A 21,530-nucleotide genomic window follows, 5' to 3' on the forward strand; every position below is an offset into this window, starting at 1 on the left:
AATATTGTACAAAGTGAAATATCTGATAAGCTGTGAAAGAAATTTCATTTTGCCTGTCAATTGCTGAAAGAAAATCGCTTCCATAGTAAGATGAAATCAGAATAGGAAGGTTGATTTTTTATGACGACAATACCTTTTAAAGCCGTCGCGGTAGATATGGACGGTACTTTTTTAACTGAGAAAAAGACTTTTGATCATGAACTTTTTGGCAAGATTTTGAAAAAATTGCAGGCTAATCATATTCCTTTTATTTCGGCTACTGGCAATCAGCTGATCAGATCACATGAATATTTTGACGAATTTACGACGGGCATCGATTACGTTTCTGAAAATGGCGCAATTCTAGAAGCTAACGGCAAGGTTTTTAAAAAGACAGCGCTGGACTATGATATTGCGCAAAAACTACTGCACTTTATTCAGACGGATTTCTCTGAAGCCATCATTATGGTTAGCGCGCAGCACCACTGCTACATCTTGAAGAGCATGGATCAGGCAGACAAAGACGATATTCGCATCTATTATCGTAAGGTAACAGAAATTGATCAATTTACGGATATTGATCCGAATGATTCGATTTTGAAGATTTGTCTAACTGACGATGATGAATTAGCGAAGGTAATCCAAGACCAATTCAATGCTAAATATGGTGATTATATTCGTGGCACTAGCAGCGGCAATATGACGATTGATTTGGTGCACAAGGGTATTAATAAGGCTAAAGGCGTTGCAGATATGCTTAAGCACTACGGTATCGCACAAAAAGATCTGATTGCTTTTGGCGATGGTGAAAATGATATCGGGATGCTTGAAGCTTGTGGCTATAGCTATGCGATGAAAAATGCCAATGAGAAGACCAAGGCTGTAGCAAAGTATGAAGCACCGTCGAATGATGATAATGGGGTGCTACAGGTTTTGGCTAAGTATTTGGATGTTGAATGCTAGCGGAAAATAATTGGATGCAAAAAAAGCTTGAGCAAAACGCCCAAGCTTTTGTATTAGTTAAATATATGCTTCTTTTTGCAAGTTATACATATTTCTATAATCCGTATTAATCTGCATCAACCGTTTATGTGAATCAAATCCTTGAACTTTTCCATTTTGTAAGAAAAGAATTTTATCTGCATATTTTACAGCGGAAAGCCGATGAGTTACGAATACAATGGTTTTACCTTTATTTTTAGTCAAAAAATGTTTATAGATCTCATTTTCACTTTTAGCATCGATAGCAGCAGTAGGCTCATCTAGAAATTCAACTTGAGCGTTACTGTAAATGTCACGCGCAAGAGCAATTTTTTGCCACTGTCCACCTGACAATTCAATGCCATGAGCGAATTCCTTGCTTAGGATTGTATTTAAATCAATGTCTTTATCTTTAAGTAAAGATTCCAATCCAGCATTGTTTAAAGCACTTTTGACTTTGTCATTATTGCCACGACGGAAGACTGATACATTTTCAAATAAACTCAATTTAAATTTAGAATAGTCTTGAAATGTTGCAGATAAATTATCCCGATAATTTTTGATATCGTAATCTTTCAGATCGCTGCCGTTCAGATCAATTTCACCCTTACTTGGATCGTAGAAGCGCATGAGCAGTTTGATTAAGGTAGATTTGCCGGAACCATTTTCACCAACAATTGCGATTTTTTCGCCCCTGCTAATACTAAAATTAATATCGTGTAAAACTTCTTCATTAGAAAATGGATAAGTGAAAGAAACGTGTGACAATTTTATTTGTTTAATTGAATCACCAATTTTTTGAGTACCATTTTGGAAATTATCATGATATTTTTCAAAACGATTATACTTTTCTACCCATAATAATGAGTCATAAAGTAAACTACTGTCTTCCACTAAAGTGGCTAATGAGCTAGAAACAGAAGCAATTACAGAAATGAACATTAATAATGCACCAGCACCAATAAGACCTCGACTAACTGAGGAAGCGAACCAAAAGAAGCCATAACCCGAAACTATTACTACTAGTCCGAGGAAAAAGGAGCTAACATACATTTGCTTCATTCGAACTTGATCGACGTTTTTTCTAGTGTCTTTGAACAGTTCAATGTACCTGTTAATTACGGCAGGAAACATGTTGAATAAGCGTACTTCTTTAGCATCTTTTCGGTCTAGCAACAGTGAACTTAAATAATCAAGTTTTCTTGCATTTTTGCTTCTAGTTACCATTGTCTCAAAGGCTTGTTGCTGAATTCGATAGTAATTTAAGCTCTGAGGTACCATTACCAGTAGTAGTAAGAGAGCGATCCATAAATTATATTTGGCTAATAAACTTAACATGAAGATTAGAGTTAAAGCAGATTGAATGATCGCAACACCAAATACGATTAAATTGACTGGCCGCCAAGAGGCGCCTTCTTTTAGTAATTGTAGGTCATCGAAGTAGGCATTATTATCAAAAATACTTAATGATTGCAAATCTTTAGATTTTTTCATTAAGCTAACATTAATGAAACCCGTTAGCTTATCTGTCAGGATTCCTTGAGTAGATGTAGCAAGAGGAGGCAAAAGCTGTGTTAGAGCTGTAGCAATAATCCAGATTCCAATACTTGTCCAAAATTGCTTATGTGCAGTGACTTCATTGATTACATTTTGACCTGCATTAATAGCTACTACTGAAGCAATAGCTTGTATAGGCGCTAATAATGCTACAAAAGTTGCTATAATTGGAGCAGCTTTAAAGAATAATTTGTATGTAGACAATAGAAGTTTGAAATAATGTTGAAAAGAATGTAGCTTTTTCATTAGCCATCTTGCCTACTTTTCTATGGAGCTAGTTAATATTTTTAATATCTGGAGTATAAATCTAAAAATAAAATAAAAATAAAAAGTGTCAAAAATGACACTTTTTATTTTTTGATTTTTTAAACTATCTCGCTCATCCCGTTTGCCTTTAAGAAATTTAAAATATTTTGGCTTTTTGCTACATCTCCGTTTAAAACATATTGATAATAATTAGCCATTATCTTAGCAAAACAGTTTTTTGGGTCGACTCTTAAGGATTTTAATCTACCTATAGATTGATATACATTATCTTTGATTACAATATTCGTGTGATTTAATGAATAATTTAAATAATTAATTAGAATTGCAGAAAACATTTTTTGCTTATTTTCGGAAATAGAATTGATATCTTGGATATTGTTCAAAAATGCTTTCAAAATAGAGTTAATGTCATCTGTATTGAAAATAAACATTGAAATGGCAAATAATCTTAAACTGCTTTCTGTCCAATTATTTGTTTCAAAAATTGCTCTTTTAATATATTCTTTCTTATTTTCAGGAATTTTATCTAAAGTATTTGAAATAGCAGCTTTTATAATAATAATTTATGCATTAATACTATTTAAATTTAACTTACTAGTATCTTTTTGAGCAAGTAGTTCTTGCAATTTCAATATTTTTGAATAATCATTTTTATAATAAGCAGAGTGGAGTAAGTTATTACATTCTGTTTCTGATAATTCATTTTGATTGCTGTTCTCAGACTTGAGTTTTTTAAAGAAAGAAGAATAGTCAATATTGTGCAAGTCCAGAATACTTAATAGGTCATTTGCTCTAATACTACAAAGGTTCCGTTCTACTTTAGAATAAAATGATTTGGTTAATACATTGCCAGCCATTTGACTTTGACTAAGGTTAAGTCTTAGTCTTTCTTGTTTTAAAGCTTTCCCGATATCCATGTTTATCACCTAACTCTATTAATGCTTTAAATTAACATTATAATAAATTTACAAATATCCAAGAAAAAAGCACACAAAACATTGATAATACTTGATTTTTGGTAGAAAAAAAGCTTGAGCAAAACGCCCAAGCTTTTAATTTACTTTAATTATCTAATTAAAACTTGTTCTTGTTCAAAGCAACTGGAGAATCTGGCTTTTCGCCGTTGATTAACTTCAAGTTGTTGTTGAATGCCTTAACAACCATGTTACGTACAGCGTGAGTAGTGTAGAAGGCGGTGTGTGGAGTTACCAATACGTTTGGACGATCAATTAAGTCTGCCAAACGCTTGTCTGGGAATTCTTTACCTTCCCAATCCTTGTTAAATACACCAACTTCGTCTTCGTAAGTATCCATAACGAAGCCGAAGATCTTGCCTGAGTCCAAACCACGGATTACAGCGTCAGTGTCAACAAGTGGACCACGTGAGCAGTTTACAATTACAACGCCGTCTTTCATTTCAGCGATTGACTTGTCGTTGATCATGTGAACGTTAGCTGGAACATCTGGTACGTGAAGTGAAATTACATCAGCTTGCTTGTACAAGTCGTCAAGTGAGTCAACGTAGTAACCCTTCTTTTCAAGTTCTGGGTTCTTGAAGATATCGTAAGCAATAACCTTTGCGCCGAAACCTTCCATGATACGCATAAATACTTGACCAATGTGACCAGTACCAACAACACCGACAACTTGGTCACGAACTTCACGGCCGATAGTTGGTGCCCAACGTAAGTCACGTTTAGCCATCTTTTCGTCCATGCGCTTGTCTTGACGTAATACACGTGCAGCTTGAATAGCAGCATGTTCAGCAATAGCGTCTGGTGAGTAAACAGGAACATTGGTAATTTGGAAACCTAATTCCTTAGCCTTGTCCATATCAATGTTGTCAACACCAACGTTACGTAATGACATCTTAGTTACGCCAGCGTCTGCTAAAGCTTGAAGAGTATCTGCAGTGTAGTCTAATTGTTGGTAAACAACAACACCGTCAGCACCCTTAGCTAACTTAGCAGTTTCAGGAGTCAAAAGCTTATCAGTGTAATCAACATCGATATCCTTGTGAGCTTCCTTCCATTCATTCAAGAATGGTTCTTCGTCTTTTCGAATAGCGTAAGCAAAAACCTTTGTCATAAATTCAACCTCCGTAAAATTTATTAATATAACCATTCCTCATTATACACTTTCGCTTGCTCAACAAAACACAAAAACACTCTTTTTTTGTAAAAAATGAAAGGGAAAATGATGTTACACGTGAAACGAGGTGGAAAAATGTGGATAAAAGAAATAAAATCATCAGCCTACTATTTGATATACTATGTGTAAAAACTATTAATAGGATAAATTTGTAAAAAGAGGAACCTTATGGATAATTTGAGCGAAAAAGCAGCGCAAGTCGTTGTTAAATATATAGATTTAGATAATAGTCTCGCCGAATTAGCTAATTCAGGTGATTTAAGTGGCGCACTTGGGCAGCCCATTAGATATAGCACGAATAAGCAGGTTTCTAAGTTAAAGGATAGAGGGTATGTATTAGTAGATAATGCCTTTGATCCAGTAGGCACGACACCGGTGTTTAAGGCAGAACCGACCAGTTATCTAGTAACTTTTAGGCATGGACACGAAAAAGTAACCATTGATCATTTAAAATATGGCGTTAAGCCAACAGACTTACAGACTAAGGGGACGCAAACCGTTCATTATGCTGGTGCTGGCAATCGTACTCCGCGTGATATGGTATCAACGGTTACCTTCAACCGCATCTTGGTTTATGACCAAGTGACAGGGCAGAAAATCGGCGATCAAGGCTGGAGCGTAGATCAGCGAACCTATCCTTTAATTGGGACGCCAACTGTGATGGGTTACATCCCTGATGCAGCTTATGTGGGCGGCGAGACAGTTAAGGTCGATGACCCTAACCGGCAATATACCGTTAATTACAAAATTAACAAGCAGCCCTCAGCGGACCCTCAAACAGCCGAAGTAAAATATATCGATCTTGATCGACACAACCAAGAAATTATTCCAGCAGTTAAGTTGACAGGTGCCGCTAATACGCAAATTTCTTATCAGACTGCACCAACTTTAACCAAGCTGGAAAATGCAGGATATGAATTAGTAAGCAACGACTTTGATGCTAACGGTGATATTCAATTCTTTGATAATAGCAATCAATTTACCCAGACCTTTATCGTTACTTTGAAACATCAAAAAGTAGTTGTTGACATTGACCGGCCAAGAGAAGGAATTGACCATTCACTTTATGAAAAGACAGTTAAGCGGGTTATTGAATTCAGTGGCGCACAAGAAAAAACTCCTAAGAAAATCGTTCAAAATAGCAAGTGGCTACGTGCTGCCGCAATCGATGCAGTAACCAAGTCTGTTTTTGAAAAAGATAATGATACTACTGCCTGGTATCCAGTTGATGAGGTCTATCCTGTAGTAAAAGTCCCTATTGTGGCGGGCTATCATGCAGATAAGGCCCAAGTGCCGGCAGCTAGCGTGGCAATGAAAGATCAAGTTGAGCAAGTGCAATATCAGCTTAATGGCCGAATAATTGCCTTTGATCAGGCTGGCGAAGAAATTGCCGCAATTCCTAAATTAAGATTCATTACTGCTAAAGATGATGCTACTAAGGTAGTCACGCCAATTGTGCTGAATCAAGTGCAGGATTATGAACCCGAAAAAGAACAGGTGCCCGTTGCTGATCCAGGACAAGATATTCAGGTAACTTATGTATTGGCTCACAAGTATGTTGCCGTTAATGCAGCTCATCCGCTTGCAGGAATTGATGCTAAAAATTATAGTAAGACCGTTAAGGCAGTGGTGCATTATCAAGGTGCAGGTGAGCAGACGCCAGAGGATTCAATCCAAGTTGCTCATTGGAGCCGGACAATTACTTATGATCAGATCACTAAAGAAGTAGTAGCGGATGGCAAGTTTGATACTGATTGGCAAGCTGATCAAATTCAGTTTAAAGCCGTAAAGATTCCAGTGATTCGAGGCTACCACGCGGATATGGGCGTAGTCTCAGCGCATCCCGTTACCCAGAACAATTTGTCAGCCACAATTGTTTATACGGCTAATGGACAAATTATCCCAGTAGATGAAGCAGGGCAAGAGTTGCCTGATGTGCCGCATTTAGCTTATATTACTGATCCAGATGATGCTACCCGAGTTTTAGCAACTGAAGATGTGCCAGAGTTTGACAATTATTTGGCTGATGAGCCTATCATCAATGTTAAGGATCCTGATGCCAATACTACAGTTCTGTACCATATCAAGCCGCGCTATGTTAAGGTCGATCCCGCTCATCCATATGCTGGTATTGATCAAAAAGAATACGATTATCAAGTAGAGAACCGTATTCATTATGTGGGTGCAGGCGAGCAAACGCCAAAGGATTCAGTGCAAGTAGCTCGTTGGCAGCGTACTTTAACCGTTAATGACGTCGATGGCAGTATTGTAGAAAATGGCAAGTTCAATACTAAATGGCAAGTTGATATCAGTAATTTTGACAAGGTGACTACACCAGTGATTGATGGCTATCACGCTAATGAAGCTTATGTTCCTAGTCGGCAAGTTGATCGTGAAGATCACCGAATTGAAATTACCTATCAAAAGAATGGGGCGGTTGTGCCAGTAGATATTAAAGGAAATAAGATTCCGAATGCACCGCATATCCCTTATCTGACTGATCCAAGCAATCCAACTAAGGTATTAACTGAACAAACTGTACCGCGTCTGATGGGCTACATGCCTAAGCAGCCATTAGTCAACGTAGATCAAGCGGGTGAGGACATTCAACTGACTTATTACGCGTTAGATCAGGTTAAAGAATTGGATAAAACGGATTCGCAAGAGCTAGGCAGAGCCAAGCACAACGCCAATGTATTGGCCATTCCAATCGGCGGTAAAAAACGGACGGCAATCGTTAATTTTGTTGATTTGGATCATAATGCGCACCAGATCGCATCGTCTAATATTTTGTCAGGAGATGTAGGCCAAAAGATCAATGATCTGTATAGCACGAAAGAAGTATTGCAACGACTTAAAGATCAAGGCTACGAATTGGTTTATAACGGTTTTGACTCTAACGGTGCAATTAAATACTTCGACGAACAACAAAAAAGCATCAAAATCTTCACCGTTGCCATGAAGCGCGGTCACGATTTTGTTAAGGTTGATGACAAGTTAAAGGTTGTTGCAGGCAAAAATCAACAGATGCCACAAGGTTTTATCGATCAATCTCTGGAAGCAATCAAGATCAACGATCAACCGCAAAAAGATAAACAAGCCCCGAAATCAGCAAATAAGCAAGCTGACAACGCTAAGCAGCGCCATCCCCGCATGAAGCGGACCGAGCTTAATAAGGATAAGGATCAATCTAATAGTCTAAAAAACCTATTCAAATGGATTAAAGGATAGAAATTCTAAAGGATTTCTTAAGACATAAAATAAATAGTGACATTATGTCATCATCTTGCTATTATATCTCATAGCAAAAATACAACGCAACAATAAAGATGAATTGTAAGAAGGTAAAATCTTCTAATTCTTTATTAATACATCCTATTGGACCTTTATTGATTCATACATTGGGTATTGCTCTCAACTAGCTGTCCCCTATGCGGCTAATCGAGAGTGAAGATTGATAAGTCCATCCCCTTTTTGCGAAAGTGAGGAATCAAGCTCCCTACTTCATCTGCGTTGGACCTTTTGTTAATCTTAATCAATCATTTTCGCAACATTAGTGATGAGTAGGCTAATGTAAAAAAATCTCGTTATTCTCATTCAACACAACTCCGAATTATAAAACCTAATAAAAACTAATATTCCTAATAGCTTTTATCATGTCTCACTCACTCTAGCTTTTGCTAGAGCGATTTTTTTAAGCGTTAAGCTCTGTGGGTACGGTTGAACGCGGCGCGGTTAATATTTCTATTACCCTTAAAAGGGCTGGCTTAGAAAAAGTCATCTAAGCCGGTCCTTTTTCTTTTTTTCGCTATAATTAATTTGTCAATTAATTAGAAAGGCAGAAAAAATGATTTTAATTTCATGGAATATTGATTCATTAAATGCGGCTTTAACTGGAACTTCAGCTAGAGCAGAGGAGACGCGTCAGGTTTTGGATAAAATTCATGAGGCTGATCCCGATATTATTGCAATTCAAGAGACCAAATTACGAGCAACTGGTCCAACCAAAAAGCACAAAGAGATTCTGGCGGAGAAATTCCCCGAATATGACTATGTTTGGCGCTCTTCAGTAGAGCCGGCACGTAAGGGCTATGCTGGCACCATGTATCTATATAAAAAGCAGCTGCATCCTGCTGCCACAGAACCGCAAATTGGTGCTCCTGAGCCGATGGATTCAGAGGGACGGATAATTACCTTAGACTTTGGTAAATTCTTTGTCACGCAAGTATATACGCCTAATTCAGGCTCTGGCTTGAAGCGTCTAGCTGAGCGTCAAGTCTGGGACAGCAAGTATATTGAATATTTACAAAAATTAGATAAGCAAAAGCCAGTTTTGGCAAGTGGCGACTATAATTGTGCTCATACCGAAATTGACTTGAAGCATCCTGAAAATAATCACCATTCTGCTGGTTTTACTGATGAAGAAAGAACCGATTTTACTAAATTGTTAAATAGTGGCTTTACCGATACTTTCCGAGAAGTTCACGGCAATGTTAAGGGCGTTTATTCTTGGTGGGCACAGCGCGTGAGAACCGCTAAGGCTAATAACTCAGGCTGGAGAATCGATTATTGGCTAGTAAGCAGCCGCATTGCCAAGCAGGTAGTTCGCTCCGAAATGATCGATACAGGCAAGCGTGCAGATCATTGCCCAATTTTACTAGAAATTAACCTTTAAATTGCCTTAAACACTAGTATAATAATTTTTCGAAAAAGTATTTTTTGAAAAATAGGGGTTGAAAATCTTTGAATAACGAGAAAAAAGAAGATTGGGCTTTAGAGCAAGACCTGAAGTACAATCGTCTGACAGCGTTCAAGCTGTTCGCAATGACCAGTTCAATGGTTATTTCCGTTGATGAGCTGGCACCATTTGGCAAGACGGGCGCGACGGCATTGTTTTATTTGTTGATTGCCGGCATCGCCTGGTTTATTCCCATTACTCAAATGGCTGGTGAAATGGCCTCAATTGATGGCTGGGGAAAAGGCGGCATCTTCACTTGGGTGAAGGGATCGTTAGGAGACAAGACGGGCTGGACGGCCATGTTTTATCAATGGATTCACATCACCGTGGGGATGGACACGATGATGTATGTCATTATTGGCGCGCTCTCGATTGCCTTTAATACGCCGTGGTTTAATACGACGCCGATCGTGCGTTTTGGGCTAATGATGATAATTCTCTGGGGTGCGACCGCGATTCAGGTGATCGGTATCAGAAAGATAGGCCGAATCGCTGAATGGTTCTTCATTCTGGGGGATTGCAACGCCTGTCATTTTGTTAATTATCTCGTTTTTCGTTTACGTGGCTCAAGGTCATCCCTTACATATGGCGATTAACTGGAATACGGTAATTCCACATCATCTAGATGGGGCTACTTTGGTTGCCTTTGTGCCGTTTATGTTGGCTTTTTGCGGTGGGGAAGCATCAGCACCGCACGTTAAGAACCTGGATCACCCACGTTCTTACTCCAAGGTAATGCTGGGCCTGGCTTTTACGGCAATCTGCTTTGACTTGTTAGGCAGCATGGCGATCGGCATGACGGTACCCAAAGATCAGATTCAGAATAGTACCGGTTTCGTTTATACTTATGGCAAGTTATTGACTACGATTGGCTTGCCTGGTGATTTATTGCAAAAAATTGTTGGGGTAATGTTAGCTTGCGGGATCATTGGCGAGTTAGGCAACTGGATCGCTGGCCCTAACCAAGGGATGTACGAAGCAGCGAAGGAAGGCTACATGCCTAAGTTCTTTGCTAAAACGACCAAGCATGGCGTTCCACTTAGAATCATGATCTTGCAGTCTAGCATCGTGACCATTTCGGCATTGTTAATTACCTTTACTAGTGGCGAAGATGCTGACTTCGCGTTTAATGTCTCTCTGGCTGCAACGACCGCGCAATACTTGATGGTCTACATGATCATGTTAATTGCCTATATGGTTTTGAAGAAAAAGCATGAAGACTATCACCGGATGTATTACATGAGCAAGAATACAAATTTGAGTGTTGCAATTGCTTGCTTAGCTTTAGTAATTACCGTAGTAGCTTTCTTTGTGACTTTCGTTCCGGCTCAAGGTACGCCAGTTAATTTGCGGCATATCTATGTTTGGACCTTAATTGGCATGTGCGCGATCGTTTCAGTGTTGCCACTGCTTATTTATCACTGGCATGAAAAATGGCAAAATCAATAAATTAAAGCATTCGTTTTTTAGGCGAATGCTTTTTTTAGTAGAATAATTGCTAAATGGGGTGAAAAAATGACGGATGCAATCCAAGACGCAATTTTAAATGGCTTTTATGATGAAAAATTTTTAGGTAGCGAAACTATCGGACCTAGTCTGTTAGGCAACAATCAACATGAGAAGATCTGGTTAGCCTTGCGTCAAGAATTAATGACTTGCAAAGGTTTTACTTGGGCAGTGGCCTTTATTACCCAGGACATGCTAGTGCCCTTGAAGGTGATTTTAGCGGATCTAGCCCAAGAAGGCATTGCGGGCACTTTGATTACCGGGGATTATCTTGGCTTTAACAATCCACGGGTGTTCGAAGAATTATGCAAGATCCCGAATTTAGAGGTCAGAATTGCTAATGAAGCCGGTTTTCATGCTAAAGGCTATTTGTTTGAACATGATAATTATGAAACGGTAATTGTAGGCAGTGCTAATTTCACGCGCTCGGCTTTGTTATCCAATTACGAATGGGTACTTAAGGTTAGTTCTAGAAAACAGGCAGGTTTAACTAAACAGTTTGCACGCAAAATTAATTCATTAAAGCAAAATAGCTTTGTTTTAAATGAAGAATGGCTGGCAAATTATAAACAAAATTGGGTTCAGCCCACGCCACGTTTGATGCCTAAAAAGACGGTGAAAATCGTACCCAATCAAATGCAGAAGGCGGCCTTGAAAAATTTGACTGCTTTGGTGAATAGCGGTGCTAAAAGAGGACTAGTCGTTTCGGCAACAGGAACGGGGAAGACATATCTAGGTGCTTTTGTCGTAAAGGATTTTCAACCCCGAAAATTTTTATACATTGTGCACCGCCAGCAGATTGCTAAAAAATCTTTGGCAAGCTTCTATCGCGTGATTGGTGGTGAACGGAAAGATTACGGCTTGCTTACTGGTGGTCAACATGATTTAGATAAAAAATATTTATTTGCGACCGTGCAGACGTTGAGTCAGCCAGATATTTTAAAACAGTTGAAGCCAGATGAATTTGACTATGTTTTAATTGATGAGGCACACCGGGTAGCAGCACCTAGCTATCAGCAGATACTGGCGCATTTTCAACCACAGTTTTTGTTAGGCATGACGGCTACGCCTGAACGAATGGATGAGCAGAATGTCTACCAGATTTTTGATTATAATTTAGCTTATGAGATCCGTTTGCGGGATGCGCTGGAAGAAAAGATGCTAGCGCCGTTTCACTATGTGGGAGTGCAGGATTATGAAGCGGGTGGGCAGGCAATTGATGAGACAACGGACTTGCGCTACTTAGTTTCAGAGAAACGCGTCGATTATGTGCTAAAGGAAATGGATTATTATGGCTATTGCGGCAAGCAGCCTAAAGGCCTGGTTTTCTGCAGCAGACAAGAAGAAGCGCGGGATTTAGCTCATTTATTTTCTCTTAAACAGCACCCTGCGGTTGCCTTAACCAATGAAGATAGTGAAAAACGGCGCAATCAAGTAGTTCAGGACTTAATTAATGGCAAGATTGAATATATTACTGCTGTTGATCTGTTTAATGAAGGAATCGACATTCCGGCTTTGAATCAGATTGTGATGCTGCGCAATACTCAGTCTAGTATTGTTTTTATTCAGCAATTAGGGCGAGGATTGAGGAAGTACCCAGGCAAGGATTTTGTTACGGTTCTTGATTTTATCGGTAACTATAAAAATAATTACATGATTCCTATTGCACTTCATCAGGATACGTCTCGTGATAAGGATCAGGCTAAAAGAGAAGCGCGCTTGCCTGAATTAATTGATGTTTCAACGATTAATTTTACTAAGCTAGCATCAGAAAAGATTTTGTCATCACTGGATCAAGTGAAGCTAGATGGGATGCGTGAACTGCGGCAGAGCTATCGCGAGTTAAAGAATAAGCTAGGGCGCGTGCCGTTATTGCTTGATTTTTACCAATATGGCTCAGTTTCTCCGCTGGTTTTCGCTACTCAGCATGGTTTAGTTAATTACGCGGATTTTTTGAATAAAATGAATGAAAAGGTTGCGCTGACTCAATACGAAAATGAAGTCTTGAGCTTTGTAACTAAAGAATTACTCAATGGTAAGCGAATTCATGAATTGCTTTTATTAAAAATGCTCCTGCAAGAAAAAACAGTACGTCAAGAAGACTATCTAGCCGCACTAAAAAAGCAGCATGCCTATATTAATGATGCGGTTTTAGCTTCTGTAATGGATATTTTATCTTTGTCATTTTTTGATATTAAACAGGGTAAAACCACAAAAAAGGCGCAGTATGGCGACCAGCCACTAGTTGAACAGCGGGATTTGTTCGATTATCAATTAACTAAGCAGCTGCGTCAGGCCCTGGAACATGTCGAATTTAGGCAATTGTTCAAGGATGCAGTTGAAGTAGGATTAGCGCTGAACCAGCACTATGACAATCGCACTCAGTTCACTTTATATCAGCAGTACGATCGAAAAGATGCTTGTCGCTTGCTAAATTGGCCTAGGGATGTGTCAGCACCAATGTATGGCTACCGCGTAGGTGAACACGAGACGCCGATTTTTATCACTTACCAAAAAGATGCCGAGCAGCGCAATGCTTTGTATCATAATACGCTGGAAGATGGGCGCAGCTTGCGGTGGTATACGCGGGTACCCCGACATTTGAATTCAGATGAGGTGCAGCGCTTATTGCATACTAAGCAAATGAAATTGCACTTATTTGTTAAAAGAAGCGATGCATCTGGTAAACAATTCTTTTATTTAGGCGAAGCTAAGATTCAGTCGGATTCTGTCAGAGAAGAATTGCTAGGCGTGAAGAAAAAGCCAGCGGTAGGGATGAATTTGCTATTGCAGCATCCATTGAGCAGCGCGATGAATGAATTATTATTTGCATGAAAAAAGCTTTCTTCGTAAATTGAAGAAAGCTTTTTCTAACGATCAATAAATGTATATGGCTTGATATGATTTAAGATTTGATAGCCGACATTCTTTTGCGCGTTTTCATCACCGACAGTTTGGTTTAAAAACATAATCAGACCGTTGCGGTTATCTGTTGTCATTTGTACCCAAATGCCGAAGTGGGTATCGGTAATGTTGCCGTAAGCAGACTTGATCGTGTCGTTATTATCCAGATAGAGACCACCTGAGTAATTATTAGCGCGACTATTTAAGTGAGTTAAGTAATGGAAATCAGACTTGCTCAAGATTTGCCCATTGCTTAGCCCTACTTGAATTTTGTAATAATCCATTGGCGTGGTGAACATGTTGGCGGCACCTGGAAGCTGTGAGGCAACCGTTCTTTTTACGTATTCAGGGTCTTGGTAATTCTTGGCATTCCAAGTGTAAGAAATGGAATCAGTTTTCCAACTAGGAATATTTTGATATAAATAAGTATTAGTCAAACCTAGTTTATTCACGATACGGGTATTAAAATTATCTTCATAAGATTGTCCGCTCACTTTTTTAATAATGCCGGCAAGCAAAATAAAGTTCGAATTATTATAGAAGTAACTGCCTGGCGTACCGGTACTATTATTATTGATATTGTCGATTACCCAGTTAATGGCGTCATCTTCTGAATACTCAAGATTACGGTCAGGTTCCGTATTACCGGCATTAATGCCAGAAGTGTGGGTCAGCAGTTGCCCTAGAGTAATATTGTCGGCGTTCTTTAGGTTAGGATACCAACGAGAAATCTTGGTATTTTGGGTAAAGCGCTGACTGGTGTGCAAATTTTCATTCATTAATTGAATGACTATGGCAGCTGTAACTACTTTTTGTAAAGAGCCGGTCGGATAAACAACTTGACTATTGCCGTTGCCGATTCGCTTGCCATACCAGGCCCAACCGAGGCTAATTTGCTGCGGCTTGCCGTTTTTAATGATGACGGTGCTGCCGCGACTATTGTTTTGGGCTAAAACGCTACGGACATAACTGCGCATGGCAGACTTTGAATATGAGCGTGCTTGAACTGTTGTCGAAGTGGGTGCTGCAACTGCGGGTGCGGCAATTGTTAAAAGCGACGCGGCAGCCAAGCTGATGAGTGTTTTTTTTAGAATTTTGAAGGCCTCCCTTAAATATGTCTAATCTACATTTTAGCGCGAACTTTGCAGCATACAAGCTAAAAATCATTAAGAAAATGTAAACTAAAAGCTTTACTTATGACTTTTAACTAGGAAAAGTAATAATAGTAAAATTGAGGAAGAAAAAATGACAGCACAAAAAATAATTCATGATCAATTGTTTTTGAGACAAAAATCAACTTTAGCAAATAAAATGGATTTACCCATTGCGTTTGATTTGCGTGATACGTTAGTAGCTAATCAAGGAAGAGCAGCGGGATTAGCAGCTAACATGATCGGTCAGTCCAAGCGGATAATTGCTTTCTATGCTGGGATGCTTCCATTAATAATGATTAATCCGCAGATTATTAAAAGAAGTGGGAAATATTTTGCAAAAGAGGGATGCTTGTCGCTAAGTGGAGAAAGACAGGCACTGCGTTATCAGCGAATTACGGTTACTTATCAAGATTTGAAGCTGAATAAAATGACGCAAGAGTTTACTGGCTTTGTTGCCGAAACGATTCAACATGAAGTAGATCATTGCAATGGAATTTTGATTTAATAAAAGTTTTTTTGAAAAATATTTTGATAAAATAGTTCGGCAATTAGCTAATGATGTTTTAATAATCAATAAATAAGATCGGATTATGGATAATGAAATACTTAATGTGAAGAATACTATAGACTGTGTCTCTGATAATGCGAACGAAAAGGAAGATTTGCCAAAAGGACAGAAATAGGGTAAATTAATAAAGGCGCTTCGAGAGAGGCGGCTGAGCTTCAATAAAAGAGCTTGAGCAAGGAAAAAACAAGAAAATGAAAAAAGTACTTGCAAAAGCATTGAGAAGCTGTTAACATATTTAAATGCCGTCAGGCGAGAGCAGAAAAGCTCAAGCAGGTCGACGAAAACAAATTCAAAAAAGTTCTTGACAGAGCTTTGAGAGTTTGGTAAAATTAAAAAGCTGTCCGGTCTAGCCGGACAGAGGTAGTACTTTGAAAACTGAACAAAGTTTCGCTAAAAGTGTGCGGGTGTAAGAACCCAAACAAAAAGCGAAGTCAATTTCGCAAGCAATAAATTTGAGACAAAGATCTTAAATAATCGAATGAGCAATCATTCAAACTTAATTTTCAAAATGAGAGTTTGATCCTGGCTCAGGACGAACGCTGGCGGCGTGCCTAATACATGCAAGTCGAGCGAGCGGAACCAGCAGAATCACTTCGGTGAGGACGCTGGGAAAGCGAGCGGCGGATGGGTGAGTAACACGTGGGGAACCTGCCCTTAAGTCTGGGATACCACTTGGAAACAGGTGCTAATACCGGATAAGAAAGCAGTTCGCATGAACAGCTTTTAAAAGGCGGCGCAAGCTGTCGCTAAAGGATGGACCCGCGGTGCATTAGCTAGTTGGTAAGGTAACGGCCTACCAAGGCAGTGATGCATAGCCGAGTTGAGAGACTGATCGGCCACATTGGGACTGAGACACGGCCCAAACTCCTACGGGAGGCAGCAGTAGGGAATCTTCCACAATGGACGCAAGTCTGATGGAGCAACGCCGCGTGAGTGAAGAAGGTTTTCGGACCGTAAAGCTCTGTTGTTGGTGAAGAAGGATAGAGGTAGTAACTGGCCTTTATTTGACGGTAATCAACCAGAAAGTCACGGCTAACTACGTGCCAGCAGCCGCGGTAATACGTAGGTGGCAAGCGTTGTCCGGATTTATTGGGCGTAAAGCGAGCGCAGGCGGAAGAATAAGTCTGATGTGAAAGCCCTCGGCTTAACCGAGGAATTGCATCGGAAACTGTTTTTCTTGAGTGCAGAAGAGGAGAGTAGAACTCCATGTGTAGCGGTGGAATGCGTAGATATATGGAAGAATACCAGTGGCGAAGGCGGCTCTCTGGTCTGCAACTGACGCTGAGGCTCGAAAGCATGGGTAGCGAACAGGATTAGATACCCTGGTAGTCCATGCCGTAAACGATGAGTGCTAAGTGTTGGGAGGCTTCCGCCTCTCAGTGCTGCAGCTAACGCATTAAGCACTCCGCCTGGGGAGTACGACCGCAAGGTTGAAACTCAAAGGAATTGACGGGGGCCCGCACAAGCGGTGGAGCATGTGGTTTAATTCGAAGCAACGCGAAGAACCTTACCAGGTCTTGACATCTAGTGCCATTTGTAGAGATACAAAGTTCCCTTCGGGGACGCTAAGACAGGTGGTGCATGGCTGTCGTCAGCTCGTGTCGTGAGATGTTGGGTTAAGTCCCGCAACGAGCGCAACCCTTGTTATTAGTTGCCAGCATTAAGTTGGGCACTCTAATGAGACTGCCGGTGACAAACCGGAGGAAGGTGGGGATGACGTCAAGTCATCATGCCCCTTATGACCTGGGCTACACACGTGCTACAATGGGCAGCACAACGAGCAGCGAGCCTGCGAAGGCAAGCAAATCTCTGAAAGCTGTTCTCAGTTCGGACTGCAGTCTGCAACTCGACTGCACGAAGCTGGAATCGCTAGTAATCGCGGATCAGCACGCCGCGGTGAATACGTTCCCGGGCCTTGTACACACCGCCCGTCACACCATGGGAGTCTGCAATGCCCAAAGCCGGTGGCCTAACCGCAAGGAAGGAGCCGTCTAAGGCAGGGCAGATGACTGGGGTGAAGTCGTAACAAGGTAGCCGTAGGAGAACCTGCGGCTGGATCACCTCCTTTCTAAGGAAGCAGAGGTGGCGGAGAGTAGGGAAGACTACTAAAGGAAGCCACTAAAGCAAACGGAAGCACACTGAGAAACTTTGTTTAGTTTTGAGGGTAGTACCTCAATAAAGAAACGCCAAGCGTAAAAAAGTCGGGCCTATAGCTCAGCTGGTTTAGAGCGCACGCCTGATAAGCGTGAGGTCGATGGTTCAAGTCCATTTAGGCCCATTGACATAACGCGCCAAAAGAGTTAGAGTTATGTCTGGCTGAAAAAATGTTTGGGGGGCTTAGCTCAGATGGGAGAGCACCTGCTTTGCACGCAGGAGGTCATCGGTTCGAACCCGTTAGCCTCCATTGATTCCTAAAGGGGAATCAAAGAGCTAGTACATTGAAAACTGAATATAATCCAAGCAAAAAACCGAGAAAATCAAAGAGAACAGATTGCAAGAGCGACCGAGAAGAGAATTCTTGAGTAAGGTCAAGTAGAAAAGGGCGCACGGTGAATGCCTAGGCACTAGTAGCCGAAGAAGGACGTGACTAACTACGAAAAGCTTCGGGGAGCGGTAAGTACGCAATGATCCGGAGATATCCGAATGGGGGAACCCGGTGCAGGAATGCATCATTTAATGCTGTTAAGGCATTAAAAGGAAGACGCAGTGAACTGAAACATCTAAGTAGCTGCAGGAAGAGAAAGAAAGATCGATTTCCTTAGTAGCGGCGAGCGAAGAGGAAAGAGCCCAAACCAGTTGATTTATCAATTGGGGTTGTAGGACTGCAATAAGGCAGCGCAAGAGATAGTCGAATTATCTGGGAAGGTAAGCCAGAGAGGGTGAGAGCCCCGTAAGCGAAATCTCAAGCGCGCCGAGCAGAATCCTGAGTAGGCCGGGACACGAGAAATCCCGGTTGAAGCCGCGAGGACCATCTCGCAAGGCTAAATACTAGCTAGTGACCGATAGTGAACCAGTACCGTGAGGGAAAGGTGAAAAGAACCCCGGAAGGGGAGTGAAAGAGAACCTGAAACCGTGTGTCTACAAGTAGTCAAAGCACATTAAGGTGCAATGGCGTGCCTTTTGTAGAATGAACCGGCGAGTTACGTTAAGCAGCAAGGTTAAGTCAGAAAAGACGGAGCCGAAGCGAAAGCGAGTCTGAAGAGGGCGAGAAGTTGATTGACGTAGACCCGAAACCAAGTGACCTACCCATGGCCAGGCTGAAGGTGCGGTAAAACGCACTGGAGGGCCGAACCCACGTAAGTTAAAAATTGCGGGGATGAGCTGTGGGTAGCGGTGAAATTCCAAACGAACTTGGAGATAGCTGGTTCTCTCCGAAATAGCTTTAGGGCTAGCCTCGTGGAGAGGATAATGGAGGTAGAGCTCTGTTTGGACAAGGGGCCCGTCAGGGGTTACTAAATCCAGATAAACTGCGAATTCCAGATATCCATGCACGGGAGTCAGACTGCGAGTGATAAGATCCGTAGTCGAAAGGGAAACAGCCCAGATCACCAGTTAAGGTCCCAAAATTTATGCTAAGTGGAAAAGGATGTGGAGTTGCGTAGACAACTAGGACGTTGGCTCAGAAGCAGCCATCATTCAAAGAGTGCGTAATAGCTCACTAGTCGAGTGGCGCTGCGCCGAAAATTTACCGGGGCTAAGCATAATACCGAAACTGTGGATGTGTTTTAAAGAGCACGTGGTAGGAGAGCGTTCTAAGTGCGGCGAAGGTGAATCGAGAGGATCATTGGAGCGCTTAGAAGTGAGAATGCCGGTATGAGTAACGAAAGACAGGTGAGAATCCTGTCCGCCGAAAGACTAAGGTTTCCTGGGGCAGGCTCGTCCGCCCAGGGTAAGTCGGGACCTAAGGCAAGGCCGAGAGGCGTAGTCGATGGACAACAGGTAGAGATTCCTGTACTGTGTACAATCGTTAAGAGCGATGGAGGGACGCAGGAGGCAAAGCACGCATCGAGCTGGATCGATGTTCAAGCGACAAGCGTGGCTAAGAGTAAAATGCTTCTAGCCAAAAAGCGCGAGTCGTGATGAGGAGCGAAGTTAAAGTAGCGAAGGTGCAGCAGTCACACTGCCGAGAAAAGCTTCTAGCCAGAAAGTACATACCCGTACCGCAAACCGACACAGGTAGTCGAGTGGAGAACACTAAGGTGAGCGAGAGAACTCTCGTTAAGGAACTCGGCAAAAAGACCCCGTAACTTCGGAAGAAGGGGTGCTGGCCCGGAAGGGCTAGCCGCAGTGAATAGGCCCAAACAACTGTTTATCAAAAACACAGGTCTCTGCAAAATCGTAAGATGACGTATAGAGGCTGACACCTGCCCGGTGCTGGAAGGTTAAGAGGAGAGCTTAGCGCAAGCGAAGGTTTGAATTGAAGCCCCAGTAAACGGCGGCCGTAACTATAACGGTCCTAAGGTAGCGAAATTCCTTGTCGGGTAAGTTCCGACCTGCACGAAAGGTGTAATGATTTGGGCACTGTCTCAACGAGAGACTCGGTGAAATTATAATACCCGTGAAGATGCGGGTTACCCACGACAGGACGGAAAGACCCCATGGAGCTTCACTGTAGCTTGATATTGAGTATCTTTTAAACATGTACAGGATAGGTAGGAGCCAAGGAAAGCAGGACGCTAGTCTTGCTGGAGGCAATGTTGGGATACTACCCTTGTTTGAAGGATGCTCTAACCTCGACCTGTAAGCCAGGTCAGGGACAGTGTCAGGTAGGCAGTTTGACTGGGGCGGTCGCCTCCTAAAGCGTAACGGAGGCGCTCAAAGGTTCCCTCAGAATGGTTGGAAATCATTCACAGAGTGTAAAGGTATAAGGGAGCTTGACTGCGAGAGAGACAACTCGAGCAGGTAGGAAACTAGGACTTAGTGATCTGGTGGTACCGGATGGAAGGGCCATCACTCAACGGATAAAAGCTACCCTGGGGATAACAGGCTTATCTCCCCCAAGAGTTCACATCGACGGGGAGGTTTGGCACCTCGATGTCGGCTCGTCGCATCCTGGGGCTGAAGTTGGTCCCAAGGGTTGGGCTGTTCGCCCATTAAAGCGGCACGCGAGCTGGGTTCAGAACGTCGTGAGACAGTTCGGTCCCTATCCGTCGTGGGCGTAGGAAATTTGAGAGGAGCTGTCCTTAGTACGAGAGGACCGGGATGGACGCACCGCTGGTGTACCAGTTGTCTTGCCAAAGGCATCGCTGGGTAGCTATGTGCGGAAGGGATAAGCGCTGAAAGCATCTAAGTGCGAAGCCCCCCTCAAGATGAGATTTCCGATGCGCAAGCAATAAGACACCTCAGAGACGATGAGGTAGATAGGCTGGGAGTGGAAGTCCTGTGAAGGATGGAGCGGACCAGTACTAATCAGTCGAAGACTTGACCAAAGCAAAGGCAAGCTGTGAAGGTTTTTTGCGAGAAGGATTATGTTTAGTTTTGAGCGTAGTAGCTCAAAAGAGTACGGTGGCGAAAGCAAGAAGGATACACCTGTTCCCATGCCGAACACAGAAGTTAAGCTTCTTAACGCCGAAAGTAGTTGGTGGGCAACTGCCTGCGAGGAAAGGAAGCTGCCGTGCTTTTTTTTTAATATTCCGGCTTAGCTCAGTTGGTAGAGCGCTTGACTGTTAATCAAGATGTCGTCAGTTCGAGTCTGACAGCCGGAGCAAGGAGAAGAAGGGAGCCT

At 41.8% G+C, this 21,530-nt stretch carries 10 protein-coding genes, 3 tRNA genes, 3 rRNA genes and 1 pseudogene; 12 read left to right on the forward strand and 5 right to left on the reverse strand.

The genetic code is table 11. The features are described from left to right. The first annotated feature begins 120 nt into the window (after nucleotides 1–120). On the forward strand, nucleotides 121–942 hold the full coding sequence (locus ICI50_RS00305; RefSeq protein WP_013855073.1) for a Cof-type HAD-IIB family hydrolase: 822 nt from the start codon (nucleotides 121–123) through the stop codon (nucleotides 940–942). A 57-nt stretch (nucleotides 943–999) separates the two neighbouring features. On the opposite strand, the gene ICI50_RS00310 is transcribed toward ICI50_RS00305, so the two are convergent. The 4 genes from ICI50_RS00310 to ICI50_RS00320 all read right to left on the reverse strand — a co-directional run bounded on the left by ICI50_RS00310 (nucleotide 1,000) and on the right by ICI50_RS00320 (nucleotide 4,872). Next, nucleotides 1,000–2,763, reverse strand: coding sequence for an ABC transporter ATP-binding protein (locus tag ICI50_RS00310; RefSeq protein WP_056940945.1), 1,764 nt, complete (start codon nucleotides 2,761–2,763; stop codon nucleotides 1,000–1,002). 119 nt (nucleotides 2,764–2,882) lie between these two features. Beyond that, nucleotides 2,883–3,347 carry an Rgg family transcriptional regulator gene (locus ICI50_RS10690; RefSeq protein WP_337998620.1) on the reverse strand — a complete coding sequence of 155 codons (465 nt, stop codon included), beginning with the start codon at nucleotides 3,345–3,347 and terminating at the stop codon, nucleotides 2,883–2,885. Next, nucleotides 3,348–3,701: a helix-turn-helix domain-containing protein gene (locus tag ICI50_RS10695; protein ID WP_014562818.1), complete on the reverse strand. Its 354-nt coding sequence runs from the start codon at nucleotides 3,699–3,701 to the stop codon at nucleotides 3,348–3,350. It lies immediately after the preceding gene. A gap of 157 nt (nucleotides 3,702–3,858) precedes the next feature. Continuing rightward, nucleotides 3,859–4,872 carry a D-2-hydroxyacid dehydrogenase gene (locus ICI50_RS00320; protein WP_041809289.1) on the reverse strand — a complete coding sequence of 338 codons (1,014 nt, stop codon included), beginning with the start codon at nucleotides 4,870–4,872 and terminating at the stop codon, nucleotides 3,859–3,861. 231 nt (nucleotides 4,873–5,103) lie between these two features. Between ICI50_RS00320 and ICI50_RS00325 the strand changes: the two genes are divergently transcribed. From ICI50_RS00325 to ICI50_RS00340, 4 genes and pseudogenes are all read left to right on the forward strand, one after another. Next, nucleotides 5,104–8,166 (forward strand): mucin-binding protein, encoded by a 3,063-nt coding sequence (locus ICI50_RS00325; protein ID WP_188891732.1) that lies wholly within the window; start codon nucleotides 5,104–5,106, stop codon nucleotides 8,164–8,166. Between the two features lie 616 nt (nucleotides 8,167–8,782). Continuing rightward, nucleotides 8,783–9,610, forward strand: a complete 828-nt coding sequence (locus tag ICI50_RS00330) for an exodeoxyribonuclease III (RefSeq protein ID WP_013855079.1) — start codon at nucleotides 8,783–8,785, stop codon at nucleotides 9,608–9,610. Between the two features lie 68 nt (nucleotides 9,611–9,678). After that, nucleotides 9,679–11,122 (forward strand): annotated as a pseudogene (locus tag ICI50_RS00335) (amino acid permease). 66 nt (nucleotides 11,123–11,188) lie between these two features. Then, nucleotides 11,189–14,014, forward strand: a complete 2,826-nt coding sequence (locus ICI50_RS00340) for a DEAD/DEAH box helicase (protein WP_056941007.1) — start codon at nucleotides 11,189–11,191, stop codon at nucleotides 14,012–14,014. A 35-nt stretch (nucleotides 14,015–14,049) separates the two neighbouring features. Here ICI50_RS00340 and ICI50_RS00345 read toward each other — a convergent pair whose 3' ends face one another. Then, a complete protein-coding gene (locus tag ICI50_RS00345) occupies nucleotides 14,050–15,060 on the reverse strand; it encodes a serine hydrolase domain-containing protein (protein WP_025084250.1) in 1,011 nt (336 codons plus the stop codon). Between the two features lie 268 nt (nucleotides 15,061–15,328). Here ICI50_RS00345 and ICI50_RS00350 point away from each other — a divergent pair, with 268 nt between their 5' ends. The 7 genes from ICI50_RS00350 to ICI50_RS00380 all read left to right on the forward strand — a co-directional run bounded on the left by ICI50_RS00350 (nucleotide 15,329) and on the right by ICI50_RS00380 (nucleotide 21,510). Further along, nucleotides 15,329–15,742 (forward strand): peptide deformylase, encoded by a 414-nt coding sequence (locus tag ICI50_RS00350; RefSeq protein ID WP_095342300.1) that lies wholly within the window; start codon nucleotides 15,329–15,331, stop codon nucleotides 15,740–15,742. Between the two features lie 567 nt (nucleotides 15,743–16,309). Further along, a 16S ribosomal RNA gene (locus ICI50_RS00355) occupies nucleotides 16,310–17,873 on the forward strand. Between the two features lie 135 nt (nucleotides 17,874–18,008). Continuing rightward, nucleotides 18,009–18,083: transfer RNA gene (locus ICI50_RS00360), tRNA-Ile, on the forward strand. Nucleotides 18,084–18,136: 53 nt separating this feature from the next. Continuing rightward, a tRNA-Ala gene (locus ICI50_RS00365) sits at nucleotides 18,137–18,209 on the forward strand. A gap of 122 nt (nucleotides 18,210–18,331) precedes the next feature. Next, nucleotides 18,332–21,234, forward strand: a 23S ribosomal RNA gene (locus ICI50_RS00370). 72 nt (nucleotides 21,235–21,306) lie between these two features. Then, nucleotides 21,307–21,423, forward strand: a 5S ribosomal RNA gene (gene rrf, locus ICI50_RS00375). Together the 16S, 23S and 5S rRNA genes with 3 tRNA genes alongside form the textbook arrangement of a ribosomal RNA operon. Before the next feature lie 14 nt (nucleotides 21,424–21,437). Next, nucleotides 21,438–21,510: transfer RNA gene (locus ICI50_RS00380), tRNA-Asn, on the forward strand. Nucleotides 21,511–21,530 lie beyond the last annotated feature (20 nt).

Origin of the sequence: Lactobacillus kefiranofaciens (assembly GCF_014656585.1) — a bacterium.
Taxonomy (GTDB): Bacteria; Bacillota; Bacilli; order Lactobacillales; family Lactobacillaceae; genus Lactobacillus; species Lactobacillus kefiranofaciens.